Source organism: Flavobacterium endophyticum (assembly GCF_003634455.1).
Taxonomy (GTDB): Bacteria; Bacteroidota; Bacteroidia; order Flavobacteriales; family Flavobacteriaceae; genus Flavobacterium; species Flavobacterium endophyticum.
The window spans coordinates 585086-602442 of sequence record NZ_RBLC01000001.1 but is presented as its reverse complement, the minus strand read 5'-3'; the positions used below and the strand labels follow the sequence as shown (position 1 = coordinate 602442).

14 protein-coding genes are annotated in these 17357 nt (G+C 39.3%); 8 read left to right on the top strand and 6 right to left on the bottom strand.

The annotated features are described in order from the left end of the window. Position 1 precedes the first annotated feature (1 nt). The 4 genes from CLV94_RS03020 to CLV94_RS03005 all read left to right on the top strand — a co-directional run bounded on the left by CLV94_RS03020 (position 2) and on the right by CLV94_RS03005 (position 5105). A complete protein-coding gene (locus CLV94_RS03020; RefSeq protein ID WP_121374969.1) occupies positions 2-1450 on the top strand; it encodes an SGNH/GDSL hydrolase family protein in 1449 nt (482 codons plus the stop codon). Next, positions 1443-2873 (top strand): LysM peptidoglycan-binding domain-containing protein, encoded by a 1431-nt coding sequence (locus CLV94_RS03015; protein ID WP_121374968.1) that lies wholly within the window; start codon positions 1443-1445, stop codon positions 2871-2873. The genes CLV94_RS03020 and CLV94_RS03015 overlap by 8 nt, the downstream gene beginning before the upstream one ends. Continuing rightward, the gene (locus CLV94_RS03010; protein ID WP_121374967.1) at positions 2873-4561 is read left to right on the top strand and encodes an MBOAT family O-acyltransferase; all 1689 of its coding nucleotides are present in this window, start codon (positions 2873-2875) and stop codon (positions 4559-4561) included. The genes CLV94_RS03015 and CLV94_RS03010 overlap by 1 nt, the downstream gene beginning before the upstream one ends. An 85-nt stretch (positions 4562-4646) precedes the next feature. Beyond that, entirely contained in the window at positions 4647-5105 is a 459-nt protein-coding gene (locus tag CLV94_RS03005) for a hypothetical protein (protein ID WP_121374966.1), read from the top strand. Positions 5106-5145: 40 nt separating this feature from the next. Here CLV94_RS03005 and CLV94_RS03000 read toward each other — a convergent pair whose 3' ends face one another. Genes CLV94_RS03000 through CLV94_RS02990 form a run of 3 tightly spaced genes read right to left on the bottom strand, consistent with a single transcriptional unit; the run spans position 5146 to position 8959 of the window. Beyond that, positions 5146-7500, bottom strand: coding sequence for a TonB-dependent receptor plug domain-containing protein (locus CLV94_RS03000; protein ID WP_121374965.1), 2355 nt, complete (start codon positions 7498-7500; stop codon positions 5146-5148). Beyond that, positions 7497-8396 carry a FecR family protein gene (locus CLV94_RS02995; protein ID WP_121374964.1) on the bottom strand — a complete coding sequence of 300 codons (900 nt, stop codon included), beginning with the start codon at positions 8394-8396 and terminating at the stop codon, positions 7497-7499. The genes CLV94_RS03000 and CLV94_RS02995 overlap by 4 nt, the downstream gene beginning before the upstream one ends. 38 nt (positions 8397-8434) lie before the next feature. After that, positions 8435-8959, bottom strand: coding sequence for an RNA polymerase sigma factor (locus CLV94_RS02990; protein ID WP_121374963.1), 525 nt, complete (start codon positions 8957-8959; stop codon positions 8435-8437). A gap of 175 nt (positions 8960-9134) precedes the next feature. Here CLV94_RS02990 and CLV94_RS02985 point away from each other — a divergent pair, with 175 nt between their 5' ends. From CLV94_RS02985 to CLV94_RS02975, 3 genes are all read left to right on the top strand, one after another. Beyond that, a complete protein-coding gene (locus CLV94_RS02985) occupies positions 9135-10514 on the top strand; it encodes a LamG domain-containing protein (RefSeq protein ID WP_121374962.1) in 1380 nt (459 codons plus the stop codon). A 147-nt stretch (positions 10515-10661) separates the two neighbouring features. Beyond that, entirely contained in the window at positions 10662-11999 is a 1338-nt protein-coding gene (gene ffh / locus CLV94_RS02980; protein WP_121374961.1) for a signal recognition particle protein, read from the top strand. An 81-nt stretch (positions 12000-12080) separates the two neighbouring features. Further along, positions 12081-12962, top strand: a complete 882-nt coding sequence (locus tag CLV94_RS02975) for a bifunctional 5,10-methylenetetrahydrofolate dehydrogenase/5,10-methenyltetrahydrofolate cyclohydrolase (protein WP_121374960.1) — start codon at positions 12081-12083, stop codon at positions 12960-12962. Positions 12963-13002: 40 nt separating this feature from the next. On the opposite strand, the gene rluF is transcribed toward CLV94_RS02975, so the two are convergent. Further along, on the bottom strand, positions 13003-13830 hold the full coding sequence (gene rluF, locus CLV94_RS02970; RefSeq protein WP_121374959.1) for a 23S rRNA pseudouridine(2604) synthase RluF: 828 nt from the start codon (positions 13828-13830) through the stop codon (positions 13003-13005). A gap of 159 nt (positions 13831-13989) precedes the next feature. Between rluF and CLV94_RS02965 the strand changes: the two genes are divergently transcribed. Then, positions 13990-15651, top strand: a complete 1662-nt coding sequence (locus tag CLV94_RS02965) for a S8 family peptidase (RefSeq protein ID WP_121374958.1) — start codon at positions 13990-13992, stop codon at positions 15649-15651. A gap of 16 nt (positions 15652-15667) precedes the next feature. On the opposite strand, the gene CLV94_RS02960 is transcribed toward CLV94_RS02965, so the two are convergent. Beyond that, positions 15668-16540, bottom strand: coding sequence for an alpha/beta hydrolase (locus CLV94_RS02960; RefSeq protein ID WP_121374957.1), 873 nt, complete (start codon positions 16538-16540; stop codon positions 15668-15670). 37 nt (positions 16541-16577) lie between these two features. Further along, entirely contained in the window at positions 16578-17357 is a 780-nt protein-coding gene (locus tag CLV94_RS02955; RefSeq protein ID WP_121374956.1) for a zinc ribbon domain-containing protein, read from the bottom strand.

Genomic DNA, 17357 nt, shown 5'->3' with positions numbered 1-17357 from the left:
AGTGAAAACGAATTCTTATTTCTTTCAATCTTTTGCAATCGTGCTTTTGGCCGCTGGCGCTTTTATTGGATTCAAGCAGTTTCTGCCAAAGAAAATTTTTTCCGAAGGTGCTCCAAATTCAAAGAACGTCCTGATCGACAGCATGCTTTTGGATGCTGTTGCCAAAGATGTCAAGGCTACTGCAAAAGATACGCTGATTAATGAAAAAATTGTCTTTGATCCGACTTTAGGGATTACTTTCCCTGCCGAAAAATTTGAAGACTACAAAGGCTATCAGTACCTGATTTCTTTTTATGAGAAATTGTACCAGCTAGAAACAAATCCAGAATCAGAAAGTGTAAGAATCGCCTATTTCGGAGATTCGATGACCGATGGCGATATGATTGTTCAAGATTTAAGAGCCGATTACCAGACAAAGTTTGGAGGTCACGGCGTTGGTTTTGTTTCCATAACATCAGAATCTGCGGCTTCCAGAAGTTCGATCACGCACCAATATTCAGGAAACTGGAAAACCCAATCCTATTTGAATGTCAAAAGGCCTAGAAGTCCGTTTGGAGTCAACGGGCATGTCTTTTTTGCAAATGATACGGCTCATGTAGAATGGATACGCTTCAAGGCGAATAACGCAAAGTTTGCGACCATGCTTGACAATCCGACGCTTTTCTACGGAAGGTCATCCAATCTTAACGGAAAAGTAGATGTTATCATCGGAAAAGATACTATCGTAAAAAGCTTGACACCAAACAGTTTGGTCAATACATTAAAGATATCTTCAAACAGTGTCAAAAGCTTTAAGGCTGATTTTATAAAAGCGGATTCTATTCCGATTTTCGGTTTCAATTTTGATGACGGAAAAGGTGTCCACGTGGATAATTTTTCACAAAGAGGAAACTCTGGATTGCCGATTTCAACCTTTAATCCAGCTGTAATGCAAGCTTTCAACAGTAAATTAGGCTACGATTTAATCGTGTTGCACTACGGGACAAACGTCTTGAATTACGGAACTAAAGACTATACTTGGTACGACAGAAGCATGACAAAAACGGTAAATCACCTGAAAGAATGCTTTCCTGGAGTTGCCATCTTGATTGTTTCGACAGCCGATAAGTCTACAAAATACGACTTGGAAATGAAAACCGATTCTGCCGTAGTTCCATTGACAACAGCGCAAAAAAGATATGCTTTGAAAACGCAATCTGGATTCGTAAACCTATATACTTTGATGGGCGGCGATGGCTCTATGGTAAAATGGGTAGAAGAAGAACCAGCAAAAGCCAATAAAGATTATACGCATTTTAACCACCGCGGTGCTAAAAAAATAGCCGGCTTGCTGTATGAACAGCTCAACCAAGGTTATGAAAAATATAAAGCTTTAAGAAAGAAAAGAAAGCCTGCTGAAAAGAAGCCTTCTGATTCAACAGGAATTAAAAAAGACAGTGTAGATGCATAAGCTAAAATTATTTTTTTATCTGATATGCCTCGTAACAGCTGTCAAGTCGTATGCACAAACGGATTCTCTGTTTGTGGAAATCGATACTGTCGCGGCAATTGATACGACGGAAATCATCGTAATTCCAGACAATCACATTCACAATGCTAAAACGCTGAAGCCTTTTTTTGAAAAATTAAGCTTTAGCCAGCAAAATAAATCAGGCAAGATCAACATTGTGCATATCGGAGACTCTCATATCCAAGCCGACCTGATGACGAATGTCATTCGAAAGAAACTACAAGGAGAATTCGGAAATGGTGGCAGAGGATTTATTTTTCCGTACAGCTTGGCAAAAACGAATGGTTCCTATAATGAACGATTTTCATCAAACAGGAGCTGGGAAAGCTACCGAAATATCTATCCGGTAATCGGAAATCCTGTTGGCTTGAGCGGTATCGGTTTGTGGACAAAGAACAAAGATTTTGCTATCGAGATCAATGTAAAAGACAGTTCGTATGGCTTCAACACGATCAAGATTATCACTCCAAAAAATAAAGATTTGTTTGATGTGGCTACAGCTTCAAAAACAATAGTGATGGAGTCTTCGGTTCCGAAAAAGATCACGCACAAAATCAAAAGAGGAGAGGCGGTATCGATTATTGCCGAAAAGTATGGCATTTCGGTTTCGCAGTTGAAAAAAGCAAACAACTTAAAGTCAAATAATATCCGAGCTGGAAAAACACTAAAGATTCCGACGAATGAAATGCAGCAGAAATCCATTTCACGGTCAGAGTTTATTCCGCTGGAAGTACAATCCGATGCACTTTCGCATTATTATAAAAGCGAAACTGTCTTGAGCAAGATTTATCTTATTCCGAATCCCGAAACTTCGGAATTTGCCTTAAACGGATTAGTGCTTGAAAATAATAACCCAGGGGTAATTTATAGCAGTATCGGTGTAAATGGAGCAAAATTTTCTGATTACAACAAATATCCGTTGTTTTTTGAGCAGTTAAAAGCATTACAACCTGACATGATCGTACTTTCTTTAGGAACAAACGAAACTTTTGACAAGATGGTCTCTTCGGAATATATGGTGCAGCTTAACCTGTTTCTAGAAAATCTGAAAGCACAGCAGCTAAATGTTCCTGTTCTTATATCGACACCGCCGCCATCCTTGTTTAAACGAAAATTTCCAAATACATTTGCAGCCGATTATTCAGAAAATATCCTAAAATCAGCTGAAACAAAAGGCTTTGCTGTCTGGGACTTGTATTCTCAGTTTGGAGGATTATACGGCGTCAGCAGAAATGCGGCCAAAGGATTAATGTCGGGTGACAGAGTTCATTATTCTAAAGCAGGATATGAAAAGCAAGGGAATTTATTATCAGAAGCACTTCTAAAAGCATACAGTAATTTTAAATCGGGCATAGAGAATTAATGACAATCAACAGCATAAATGACTGGTTTACGCAGACCTTTGGAGTACTCACTTTAGAACAAGTGAAAGGCTGGTTTATATACAATCCGAAAGAACCTTTGCTGTTCAATACAGGACTGTTTTTAGGAATGTTCCTGATTTTTTATCTGGTATATGCCTTTATGCGCAAGACTTTTTACTTGAGACTGGTGTATGTCATCCTATTTTCGCTTTTCTTTTATTATAAGTCGAGCGGCGTCTATTTTCTGTTACTCATCCTGTCATCTGTCGTCGATTACAATCTGAGTGGCGTGATTTATCGGGAAAACCGCGAAGGCTGGCGTAAGTTTTACATCTGGCTCAGCGTTATCTTGAATCTCGGACTTTTAGGTTATTTTAAATACACCAATTTCCTGATTGGTACCTATAACGATATGTTTCAAGGACATTTCGAACTGCATAAGATACTATTGCCTGTCGGAATCTCCTTCTACACATTTCAGTCGATAAGCTACATTATTGAAATCTACAGGAAAGAAATCGTACCGACGAACAATTATATAGAATACCTATTTTTCGTTTCCTTTTTTCCGCAGTTGGTTGCAGGACCGATTGTACGAGCAAAAGATTTCTTGCCGCAGATTTACCAAAAATTAAATCTTACCAAAGAAGACGTAAACAATGCTTTGTTCCTTATAATTGGAGGTCTTCTCAAGAAAACAGTTATTTCAGATTATATTTCCATAAACTTTGTCGACCGTGTTTTTGATGCGCCGACAAGCTATACAGCTTTTGAAAATCTAATGGCTTCTTATGGCTATGCGATACAGATTTATTGCGACTTTTCCGGATATTCGGATATGGCAATCGGAGTAGCATTATTGCTCGGATTTAAATTGCCGACCAACTTTAGGACGCCCTATAAATCAGCTTCGATAACAGAATTCTGGAGAAGATGGCACATTTCGCTATCAACTTGGCTAAAAGACTTCCTTTATATTTCGATTGGAGGAAACCGTCATGGTTCTTTTGCAGGATTTTTATTTCCAGCCTTGTTCTTTTTCGGGTTGGTTATTTGGGGAATCAGCTATTCTACCATAAGCCATATTCCGCTGATTATTGCGGTTTCTTCTTTAGTCCTTTTCAGCTTGACTTTCATCTTGTCTAAAGACAGAGAAAGAACAATGTTCACGAATGTGAATCTTTTAACGACGATGCTTTTGGGAGGCTTATGGCACGGTGCCAGCCTTCGTTTTATCATTTGGGGTGCCCTGCATGGCGTTGCCTTGGCTGTGCACAAAATTTTCCTTGAATTTTTTCCTTCCAAAAAAGACGCCAAAAAGAATGTTTTTGACTACATCTGGAGGTTTTTCTCCATCCTGCTGACATTCCATTTTGTCGTATTCTGCTGGCTGTTTTTCAGGGCGAAAGATTTTGATACGGCATTGCAGATCATCAATAATATAGGACAGCTGACTTTCGATCCGAAGCAATGGCAGATCATTATTTCCGGCTACAAGAATGTATTCCTTTTGATGCTGTTGGGTTATGTATGGCATTTCCTTCCAGAAGGAATTACTAAGAACATGAAGCTGGCTTTTGACAAGACACCATTAATTGGAAAGGCCTTGATTCTAGGTTTTGTCTACTGGATTGTCTACGCGACCGCAACCGCAGGACCGCAGCCATTTATCTACTTCCAATTCTAAAATAAACGTTTTTTATACTAAAAAAAGGTTTGGTGCCGTTATATTATTGTTAACCAATTGTTTTTTGACAATAAAAAACCAAACCATGAAAAAGAAATTAATTTTTGCAGTATGTGCCGGAGCGTTCCTTTTTACGACGGCATGCAGTTCAGATGACGATAGTAGTTCGCCATCAAACACCACAGTAGAAGAAGTTGTCAATACGGTAACTTCAGGAACATGGAGAATTACCAGCTATATTGATAGCGGGAATAACGAAACAGCGGATTTTACGGGCTATAATTTTACTTTTGGAAGCACCAGTTTACTGACCGCTACCAATGGTACCAATACTTACGAAGGCACCTGGTCCGTAACTGACGACAATGACGACAGCCCTAGCGACGACATCGACTTTAATATCCTTTTTTCTGCTCCAACAGCTTTTGTTGAGTTGAGTGATGACTGGGATGTTGTGGAAAGGACTTCGACGAAAATCAGGCTTGTTGATGACAGCGGAGGAAACGGAGGCACGGATTATCTGACCTTTGAGAAGAATCCATAATAAATTAAGTAAGCCAGTCGTTAGACTGGCTTTTTTTTTGCTAAAAATTGAATTTCAACGAAGCATTAGGCGTTCTTTCTAAAGAATATGTATTGACACTTTCAATGGTATTGTTGCTGCCATTTACTCTATAATAACGACTAATTGTGTTTTTTTTGTTTAGTATATTGAGGACAGAAATGCCTAATTCTAATTGATTTTTTGAATTCCATTTCCAGCTATAAGAAGCCGAAAAATTCACTTGAAAATAATCACTCAGGTCTTTATTGTTTGGAAAACTATAATTGATTTCGGGCTTTGCTGGATTGCTGAAATCCAAAAGATTTGTCGCCGGAGTTGTTTCGGGCCTTCCAGAATTCCATTTTGCGCCTAAAGCCACTTTAATATTTTGCCAGTCATAGATGGCGGCCCAATTGATACTATGGATAATCTGGAAATTATTGGCAAATTCCGAAGGTATAAGCGAATCGAATTTATAGTCACTGTTGCTCAAGCTATAGCTGACCCAAGAATAAAAGCGGTTAAAGTTTTTCTGTACCAAAAGCTCGGATCCCAACACCTTATAATCGCCATTAATCTTTATAAATTCTAATTGATTCTGGAAAGCCTGGCTTGGCGTTGAGATTCCAGTAACCTTTTTATAAAAATTATCTAACGAAACCAACCATTGCCCAGTCTTGTAAGTCAGTCCGATGGAAATCTGATGGCTTTTTTGAATTGGAATCTGATCGTCGTCAGACAAAATCCAGCGCCTTTTTTCAATACCTAAAAAATCTTGTTGCTGATCGATAACCTGTGAAGCCGTCTGGCTTTTCTGCTCACCTAAAACCTCAATACTTAGTTCTTCATTAAATTTGTAATTGAATTGCAGTCTCGGTTCAAAAAGATACGTTTCCAATTCCTCAATATAGTTGAAGCGTAAACCTGGTTTCAAGAAAAGACGCTTGTCATTGGAATGTATTTCTGCTTCTGCAATCAACGAATGGGTTCTCAAGACTTCCTTGATGATTCTCGAAAATCCTGGATTATCGATGTTTTCAAAATTCCTGACTCCAATTTCATTGTACTGATATCCCGTATTCAAAGCCAGATTTGAATTAAGGATGTGTTTATTTTCCAATCGAAATCCCATATCGATAACGGTATTCTGCTGTACTAGCGTCTGGGTGTTTTCGACAGCCTCGTTCCTTGAATTTAGATTATAATAGGAAAGGTAGCCACTAATTGTACTGTAATTTTTTTCATTCCAACCTGTTTTCAAAGAAAGGGCACCGCCAAAATTTTGCTGTTCTAAATCGCTGTTTCGGGATCTTAAAATACCGTCAAAAGTTATTTTCTGGTCAAGATTTAAAGAATTATTGATTCCGATAAAAGCGGCGGTTATTTGAGTAGCAGTACCTATTTTCTGCTGGTATTGGGCCGTAAAGTCATAAAAATAAAACTTTTCATCGGTATGGTAATTCGACACTTCGTTGGATTCGAGATTCGTAACGATGGTATTCTGGAAGATTCGATTGTAATAGTTCTTGTAGGTTGGGGAAGTAGCCCAGTCGGTAAAAGAACGTCTTCCTGAAATCTGGAAGCTTGAATTTTCTGAAAGCCTTATCTTGGAATTAAATTGCGCGCTGATCAAGTTAGAACTTAGGCTTGACGCGGTAGTTCCGATAGTTCCAGGGATAGAAGAAATATCGATGACGCTCGAGACGCTTTCTCCATAAAACGCAGAAGTTCCATTTTTTGAAATGGAAATCTTTTGCGAAAGCGACGGATTGAAAGCAGAAATCAAGCCGAAGAAATGTCCAGTCTGGAACATCCGAATTCCGTTCCATAAAAATAAATTTTGGTCGTGTGTGCCGCTCCTGACATTGATATTAGAAATCGTCTCGTCGGCACTATAAATTCCTGGAACCTGCTGAAGGGTTTGCAGGACATCAGCCTCTGTCAGTCCCGGAAGAATCCCAAATCGTTTTGGCCTTATGATAAGGCTCCCTTCTACGGTCTTAGAAATTCCACTAGTTAGGTATTTCTCTATAATCGTTTCTTCGAGAGCGATCGGAATGCTGTCGCTTGGCTTTAAGGCAATATTAGTAGCACTTTTTTGTTTTTTTCTTGAAGCGACAACAATGTAGCGGTCGTTTATGATTTCAAAATCCAAAGCTGTTTGATTGTGTAAATAGCTTAGTTTTTCGGGCAATTTCAGTTCAGATGCTGGCGGAATCAGAAAAAGAGGCGCTACTTCTTCCTCAATAAAATTAAACTGTACTTTGTGCTGTTTGGATAGGCTGACAAGAATCTCTTTTAAAGGTACGGCCGTGCTCTTTTCTTGCGCCCAGATTGATTGGAAAGCTAAGAAAAAGAAAAAAAATAACAGCAGCCGGGGGATGAGTCTCGTCATTCTTTTATCAAGGTAATCTTTTTATCAGAGGTTTTTATATAATCCAAATGATAGGTCTTGCATAAGATTTCAAGGGCAGTATCGATATTGTCTAAAGGCAATATTCCGGTAAAATACTGATCGGAACTAATTTTAGAATGTTCAATTTCAACAGCATAGTGGCGTTTGATTTCACTAATTGCTTCGTTCAAAGAAGCAACATTGAGCTTTAGTTCGTTTAAAAGCCAGCTTGGCCTATCGGTAGTTAGCGGCAAGGACTGTAGCTGTTTTCCGCTTCGGACAATAACACTGCTTCCTTTTTCTAAAAATAGTATTTTATTGTTGAAAGCTACTTTTACTTTGCCTTCATAACATTCTACTTCAAAATTAGTATTCCTAACTCTTACATTAAATTGAGTACCGACTACCGTTACTTTTCCTAAGCTGGTGTTTACATCGAATTTTTCGCCTTTGGCAACCTTAAAAAACGCTTCCCCTTTTAAATCCAAGCTTCGGTTGCTGCTCCAGTTCCATTTTTTGTATCGGATTTCAGAATCAGAATTCAGCACAATTTCGGAATCATCAGGTAAAAGAAAAGTGGTTTTTTCTCCAGCATTGGCATATTCTGTGCTCGTAATCTGGTACTTCAAAATAAATAACGTGCCCAAAGCAATGACTAGGATAGCCGCAGCTTTCAAAAACCAATTGTTGCGCAATCTAACGACAGGTTTCTCTTTAGCTTGGCCCATTATGTTTTGATAGGAACTTTCGGCATCAAAAGCAGGCGCTTCCATTTGGCCTGAAAGTTCTTTTATCTTTTTATACGTATTGAATTCGGGCGACTTCTCGAAAGCTTCCAATTCATCTGCGGTCATTTCTCCAGCCAGCCATTTTGCTAAGTCAAAATTATTTTCCATCACTTTTTTTTGTTAAAACATATCAGCGCTCAAAAACCCTACTTTATCGCTTCGATTTCTTGACGTAGTGAAACCAGCGCTCCGTGGATTCTTTTTTCTACGGCCTTGACGCTGATGTCTAGTATTGCCGCAATCTCGCTATATTTTTTGCCATCAATTCTGTTTAAAAGAAAAGCCGTTCTCTGTCCTTCCGTCAGATTCTGTATTGCTTGGTCGAGTTTTTTCTTGAACTGTTCTTCTTCTAGGATAAATTCGGGGCTTTCGTTAGTATGCTGCGCCGGATTTTCTTTTTTGGCATATCCCAAAACTACCTTTTGATGTGCGATCTGATTCAGAGTAGCATTATTCGCCACTTTAAAAATAAAAGATTTTGCTTTCTCTAACGGAACATCGGCGCAATTTTCCCACAGCTTTACAAAAGCTTCTTGAGAAATATCATTCGCTTGTTCCTCATTGCCGAACTTATAAAATAAATAATTCCGCAAGGTTTTTGCGTTGGAACGGAAGAAATCTGAAAAGACGATTTCTTCGCAGACGCCCGCAATTTTTTTTATTTCTTTCATACAGTTTAAAAGACAGTCCTTCTGTATAACAGCCAAGTTGATAAAAACCCTACTTTTATATTCAGTTTTTTTTTAGTTGTATCAAATATAGCTTTTAATTAAAAAAAGAAGTTTTGTCGGGTAGGGTATTTTCCATAATGCTTGTTTTAGTACCAAACCAATAAATTTAGTAATCATGAATAGGAAGAAAATTCTACAATCATTTTTAGTACTGGGCTGTATTTGTATTGCCGCTTTTACAGTGTCCTGCCAGGATGAAGAAAACGAAACCAAGCAGAATGAGGAAACTCTGAGTAAGACGGCACCATTGACAGGGCTTTTCGAAAGAGTAGCGATGAATGCAACGGCAGACGACAATATAATTGACAGCACAAGCTGCTTTAGCGTGAAATTGCCAGTCAGCCTGATTGTAAACAGCCAGGCAGTAACCATCAATACAGAAAATGATTATCATTTGGTAAACGACATTTTTGAGGTAACAGATGCTGATCACGATTATGTAGATTTTGTATTTCCTATTACGATTGTTTATCCAGACTACAGAGAAGTTGTCGTGCAAAATGAAACACAATTCAATGCCTTGAGAGACGACTGCCAGGAGCCAGAACCAGGAGAGCGAAACATTGCATGCGTTTCAATCCATTATCCGATACGCGTTTTTGGGTATAACAGCAACTTCCAGCTCGCGCATACCTATACAGTTCATAATGACTTGGAATTTTTTCTGTTGCTTTTCAATTTGGGCAACAACGAATTTTACGCAGTCGATTATCCGATTACAATAACAAATAGAAACGGCATTGAGGTCACGATCCGCAACAATATAGAAATGTTGGGAGCGATTCAGGACTGTGTCGATAATATATGTCCGAACCCGAATATTTTGACCAACGATCTGATTATTTACATGCCTTTTGCCAATGAAGTTCGAGATTTGGTTAGTCGAGATTTGGCTGTTCCTGCTGCGGCTCCAACATTTGTTACAGATAGAAGCGGCAATGCAAATAGCGCGATTTCATTTACTCGTACAAACTTCTTAACGCTCAATACGACTACAGCTCGTAATATAGAAGTAGGTAGTTCTGTAACTGTCAGCCTATGGTTCCGAATGCAGAATACAGAAGCAGGAGATTTTGAGCGCATGTTTGAAAAATCAAACGGAAGCATGCCATATCCAACAACTTTTGGTGTAGGTGTTTATGATGGAAATACGCCTCTAGTTTTTTGGCCTCAGGGCGGACTTTGGGATATGTCATGGAACGTAGATCAAAATTTGTGGAATGATACTACAAATTGGCACCATCTAGTGGTTACCGTACAGCATGATACTCCTAATAATATTGATCATGTTAAAATGTACAGAGATGGCGTCTTAAGAAACTCAGAAGATGTATCCAATATATTCTTAAATACGCAGGCTCTTGATTATATAATAGGAAAGAATTTCGAAGGATATCTTGATGACTTACGTGTCTATAAAAAAGTACTGACCCCGCAGCAAGTCACAACGCTTTTTCAACTTGAAGGCGATACCAATACATGCTTCGAAAATTAGTTTAGTTTAGTTAAGTGAAAGGCCAGGCAGCAATGCCTGGTTTTCTTATTTTGGCTATAGAAGTTGCTGTGCTATAACTTTGCCTCTTTGGCTCTTTGATACTTACCGTCTTTCTCTTATCTTTGCACCTCAATAAAGAAAATCATTATGTTTGATAATTTAAGCGATAAATTAGACAAAGCCTTTCATATACTAAAAGGACACGGAAAAATCACCGAAGTTAACGTTGCCGATACTTTAAAAGAAGTACGCCGCGCTTTGCTGGATGCCGATGTCAACTTTAAGATTGCTAAAGAATTTACGACCAAAGTAAAAGAAAAAGCAATTGGTCAGGACGTTTTGACAACGTTACAACCGGGACAGCTTTTGGTAAAGTTGGTTAAGGATGAATTGACCGAATTGATGGGTGGCGATGCAGCTGGAGTCAATCTTTCTGGAAACCCGACCGTAATCTTGATGTCTGGTCTTCAAGGTTCTGGAAAAACGACTTTCTCTGGAAAATTAGCAAATTATCTTAAGACAAAGAAAAATAAAAAACCTTTGTTGGTTGCCTGTGATATCTACCGTCCTGCGGCGATTAATCAGTTGCACGTTGTCGGCGAACAGATTGGCGTAGAAGTATATTCTGAGCCAGAAAATAAAAATCCGGTCGAAATTGCGCAAAATGCCATTAAGCATGCAAAATCAAATGGATTTAACGTAGTCATTGTCGATACAGCGGGTCGTTTGGCTGTCGATGAAGAAATGATGGCCGAAATCGCCAATGTCCATAAAGCGATTCAGCCACAAGAAACACTGTTCGTTGTCGATTCGATGACGGGACAGGATGCTGTCAACACAGCAAAAGCCTTCAACGACAGATTGAATTTTGACGGAGTTATCCTTACCAAATTAGACGGTGATACGCGCGGTGGAGCAGCAATTTCTATTAAATCGGTCGTAAACAAGCCGATCAAGTTTATCGGTACTGGCGAAAAGATGGATGCTATCGATGTATTCTATCCAAATCGTATGGCCGAAAGAATCTTGGGAATGGGAGACGTTGTGTCTTTGGTAGAAAGAGCCCAAGAGCAATTCGACGAAGAAGAAGCAAGAAAGCTGCAAAAGAAGATTGCCAAAAACGAATTTGGTTTCGACGATTTCTTGACGCAGATCCAGCAAGTGAAAAAGATGGGTAATATGAAAGACTTGGTCGGGATGATTCCCGGTGCAGGAAAAGCATTAAAAGATGTTGAGATCGAAGACGATGCCTTTAAGCATATCGAAGCCATCATCCACTCGATGACTCCAACAGAAAGAAGCAAGCCTGCGATTATCGATCTCAAAAGAAAAAACCGTATTGCAAAAGGCTCTGGAACCGATATCCAGCAAGTCAACCAGCTTATGAAGCAGTTTGACCAGATGAGCAAGATGATGAAGATGATGCAAGGCGGTGGCGGCAAGAACCTCATGAGAATGATGGGCGGCATGAAAGGAATGAGATAATAAAATACTGTTAGGGCTTAAAGTTTCAAGCTGAAATTTTAAGCCCTAAAAATTTTCATAAACAACACTAACTACAAAAGAATGCAACTACTAGACGGAAAAAAAATTTCTGACGACATCAAGAACGAAATCACTGCCGAAGTCCAAAAGATGAAAGACAACGGCGAGAAAGTGCCTCATCTGGCCGCGGTTATCGTGGGGAACGATGGTGCGAGCTTGACGTATGTTGGAAGCAAAGTAAAAGCTTGCGAAAGAGTAGGCTTCGAGTCGACATTGGTGAAGATGCCAAGCACGACTTCTGAAACCGAACTGCTTAAAAAAATCAAGCAATTGAATGAAGACGATAACATCGACGGATTTATTGTCCAATTGCCTTTGCCAGAACAGATTGATACGCAGAAAGTATTGATGGCGATTGATCCTAGCAAAGATGTAGACGGATTCCATCCAGAGAATTTCGGAAAGATGGCCTTGGATATGACAACGTTTATTCCTGCGACGCCTTTCGGAATCCTAGAATTATTAGAAAGATACGGTGTAGAAACCAAAGGAAAACATACGGTTGTTATCGGAAGAAGCCACATTGTCGGCAGACCGATGAGTATTTTGATGGGACGTAAAGGTTTTCCTGGAAATTCAACAGTTACATTAACGCACAGCTATACCAAAAATATTGCTCAGATTACGACTCAGGCAGATATCATCATCACAGCGCTAGGTGTACCGAATTACCTGAAAGCAGAAATGGTGAAAGATGATGCAGTTGTTATCGATGTCGGAATTACCCGAGTTGCTGACGAAAGTGAAAAAGGATACCGAATCACAGGCGATGTTGATTTTGAATTCGTAAGCAAAAAAGCCTCTTTTATAACGCCTGTTCCAGGCGGTGTCGGTCCGATGACGATTGCCATGTTGCTTAAAAATACGCTTCTGGCACGCGAACAGAAACGTTTAAAAAACTAAATTTAAAAAGAAACCCAAGATGAAAGTCTTGGGTTTTGTTTTATTTGTCATTTCTAAAATTCCTATTATCGTTATTTCTTGGCGGAATTTTTCGGATAACCCTTTGCTGCTGCGGACGCCTCGGTTCCGGTTTTGGAAGGCTGGCTTCCTCTGTCTTGCTTGAAGGTTCTATTAACTGATTCAGTTCTTTGATTTCGCTATCGGTCAAATCTCGGTATCGGCCTACTGGAACATCTAAAGAAATGTTGATGATTCGGATACGCTTCAGGGCGGTAACCTCATAACCTAAATATTCGCACATTCTTCGAATCTGTCGGTTCAGTCCCTGCATTAGGATAATCTTGAAAATATATTTGCTGACTTGTTCGACCTTGCATTTTCGAGTCACTGTATCTAAGATAGGAACACCGTTGCTCATTCTTTCGATAAAGCGGTCGGTGATGGGTCTGTTGACGGTTACCGTATATTCTTTCTCGTGGTTGTTGCGGGCTCTCAGAATTTTATTGACGATATCGCCATCATTTGTCATGAAAATCAAGCCTTCGCTGGCTTTGTCCAGACGTCCGATAGGGAAAATTCTTTTCGGATAATTGATATAGTCGACAATATTGTTTTTGACTTCCAAGTTGGTCGTACATTCTATACCTACAGGCTTGTTAAAAGCAAGATATACCGGCTTGTCTCTTTTTTTGACAATCAGCTTGCCATCAATACGAATTTCATCTTCTGTAGAAACCTTTGTTCCCATTTCTGCTACATTTCCATTGATGCTAACACGGCCTTCGTCGATAAGCTTGTCGGCTTCACGGCGGGAACAATAGCCCGTTTCGCCTATGAATTTATTGAGTCGCTTGAGATTTTCTTCCATAGGGCAAAGGTAGGGTTAATTTGTATTTTAGAAAAACATCAAGAAAATTTATATAAGCTGCTTTAAAACAACTAAATATTAACGCGAGCCAAAACTGCGTGTCTTAAAATTATATATCTTGCACCAAATTTAGAGTACTAATCAATTAAGCTTATTATTTTGAAAAAAATTACCTTGATTATACATTTGATCCTGCTTTCGATAGTAGCTTCCTACGGACAAAACAGGAAAGGAGATTTTGCCTTAGAAAAAGGCAGTAATGCGCACGAGCTGTATGTTTCGTTTGATACATCATTGCATTTTGATGAAGCATCATATAATTCGGTAGCGCAATCAATCCCAGGTTTTAAGGCGCTGCAGCAAGAATATGGCCTAGTTCTAGAAAAAGGAATAGAAATTTCTGATGAAAAGCTTGATGAATTAGAACAGAAAGCTATCGAATTGACAGGCAAAGGGCATTCGGTTGCAAAACTGCGAAACATACTTAAGATAAAAATTAATAATCCTACAAACGATAGGTTGCTTACGCTAGCAAAAAAATTAGAAGAATTTCCGGAAGTTGAATATTGCTCGTTGAGTTCCTTGGAGCCTATACAGCCGCCTGCTGATATTCCGCCAACAACTCCTAATTTTGAAGTAAACCAGACTTATATCCAGCCTAATCCGGGAGTAAACATGACATATGCATGGGGATTAAACCTGACTGGTGCTGGTATCAGAATTCGTGATGTCGAATACGGTTTTAATAGTGAGCACGAAGATCTTAACGAAAGAAATGTAATATTAGCACCAGGAATGAACATTTCATCTAGTGTGACGACAAGTTATTCAGAACATGGTACCGCCGTTTTTGGAATTGTTTATGGCGACAAAGGTGCTTATGGTATTTCTGGAATGGCTTATGGAGCAGCACAAATGATGTTGGCTCCTGAGTGGCAGACATCAGGCTACAATCGCGTTGCAGCAGTTACTCAGGCTATCGCTAATTCAGCCGCTGGGGATATTTTGATTTATGAAATGCAGGCAACCGGAGCTCAAGGAAACTACGGTCCAGCCGAATATGTGGGTGCAGTTTGGGATCTAACCAAAGCGGCAACCGATGCAGGGATAATAATTGTAGCAGCAGCAGGAAACGGAGCGGAAAATTTAGATTCGGCACCTTACCTGAATTATAGAAACAGAGGAAACAGCGGTGCCATTATGGTCGGAGCTGGTGATAATACCATCAATCATAACAAGCTTTCTTTTAGTACCTATGGTGCTAGGGTAGATGTGCATGCTTGGGGAACTGGCGTTTTTGCATCTGGTTATGGAGACGCCCAACAGATTGGTGGCGATTTCAACCAATACTATACTAATTTTTCTGGGACGAGTTCGGCAACGCCAATAGTCGCTTCTTGCGCAATCGTGTTGCAATCGTATTACCATAGCCTCACGGGCAACTACATGACGCCTATACAAATGAGGAATCTTCTTCAATCTACTGGAATACCACAAGGAACAGGTGGTAATATCGGACCAATTCCTAACATGCAGGCAGCTATTCTTCAAGTGCAGAGTGAGTTTTTAAGTGTGGATGAGGTTAGCGGGTTGGAGTTTATTGTATATCCGAATCCAGCAACAGATAGGCTGACGATCAAGACAAAAGACTTATCTGCAGACGCAAGAGTTGAGATTTGTAATGCTGTAGGGCAACGCATTTATGGAGCTGCAATCTCTGAAGATAATGCAATCGATTTGAGTTCTTTTTCTCAAGGATTGTACTTTGTGAAGGTCGTAGACGGAAATAGGTCAGAAACCAAAAAGATCATTAAGAAATAACTAAAAAGAGCATCGATTACGATGCTCTTTTGTTATCCATATAATTTCCTTCGAATAAAAAGGAACAAATCTTCTTGTATAAGATATCGTCGTGCATGCTATGGCCTAAGCCGCGGGTTTCAATAAAGGTAGCTTCTTTCCATGAACTTACTATCTTTTTAGCTTCTTCAAAAGAAACTACATCATCATCGATATCATGGGCGATCAAGCCTTTTACTTTTATTCTGGAACCAAATATCTTTCCAGAAAATTCTTCTACCTTGATTTTGAAATGCTCTAGAAAATGATTTTCGATCATGCTGATAGTTTTCATATTCAAGCTTAATAGCTTTGCATAATTTAGGACTAAAGTCTGTAAGTCAGACGGAGCGCCTAAGAGGACCATCTTTTCAATTGCCTTATTTTGGTAAAGATGCTGGTAGTATAAAGAAGTGGCGCCTCCCATAGAATGGCCGATTAAAAACTGCGGCTTGTATTTTTCGACAACGACATCTACAAATTCAGCATATCTCGGAACGTTGAACTCCCTTCCCGAAGATAAGCCGTGAGCTGGAGCATCTAACGCAATAATGGAACATCCTGATTGTTTTAGGTAGGGAAGGAAATTTTCCCAACGAGAAGCATTGCTTTCCCAGCCATGGACTAAAAGGACATATGTGTCATTGCCTTCCCAGATATAGACAGGGAATTGATGTTCTCTCATCTCCAGAATTTCAGTCTTGGCATTTTTTAAGACTTCGGGCATCTGGTCTGAAAAAAGCTTTCCTGTTCTCGGTTCGCTAAAAAACTTATAGGCCAATTGCGACGCTTTTTTTGGCGACACATAGCTAAGGAGATTAATATATAATCCGATAGATTTAGCGAGAAGCAGGTTGCTGATTTTTTTCATAAAAAAAAGTCCCGATGATTATCGGGACTAAATATATCTAGAATTTTGAAAATAATTTCTCCATTTTTTCTTTTTCTTCATCAGCTAATGCTGCGTCGACTAAGATTCTTCCGGAATGCTCGTCGGTAATTACTTTTTTACGAGAAGCGATTTCCATTTGTGTTTGTGGCGGAATCGTAAAGAAAGAACCTGCTGATGCACCTCTTTCAATTGAAACGACAGCTAGTCCGTTGCGAACACTGCTTCTGATTCTTTTGTAAGCTTGCAATAATCTTACCTCAATCAGCGCTTCATATTCTGCTGATTTTTCAGAAAGGAAAGTTTCTTCTTTTTCTGTTTCAGACATGATAGCGTCTAATTCAGATTTTTTATGCTTTAAGTGAGACGATTTTGCTTCTAATTTTTCTTTAGAATCTGAAATCACTTGCTTTTTGTGCTCGATAGAAGCTTTCATTTCTTTAATCTGCTTTTCAGCCAATTGAATTTCTAGCTCTTGGAACTCAACTTCTTTAGTCAAAGAGTTGAATTCTCTGTTGTTACGAACAGTTTCTTGCTGTTTTGTATATTTTTTGATGGCTTCTTTATGTTCGTCGATAGCATTCTTTTTTACTTTAATCTGCTCTTCGATAACTTCCAAATCGTTTTTCAATTTGTCAAGACGTGTGCTCAAGCCAGCCACTTCATCTTCCAAATCTTCCACCTCCAAAGGCAATTCACCTCTAACATTTCTGATTTCGTCAATTCTTGAGTCGATTAACTGTAGATCATAAATCGCTCTTAACTTGTCTTCAACACTCAATTCTTTTGTAGTCGCCAT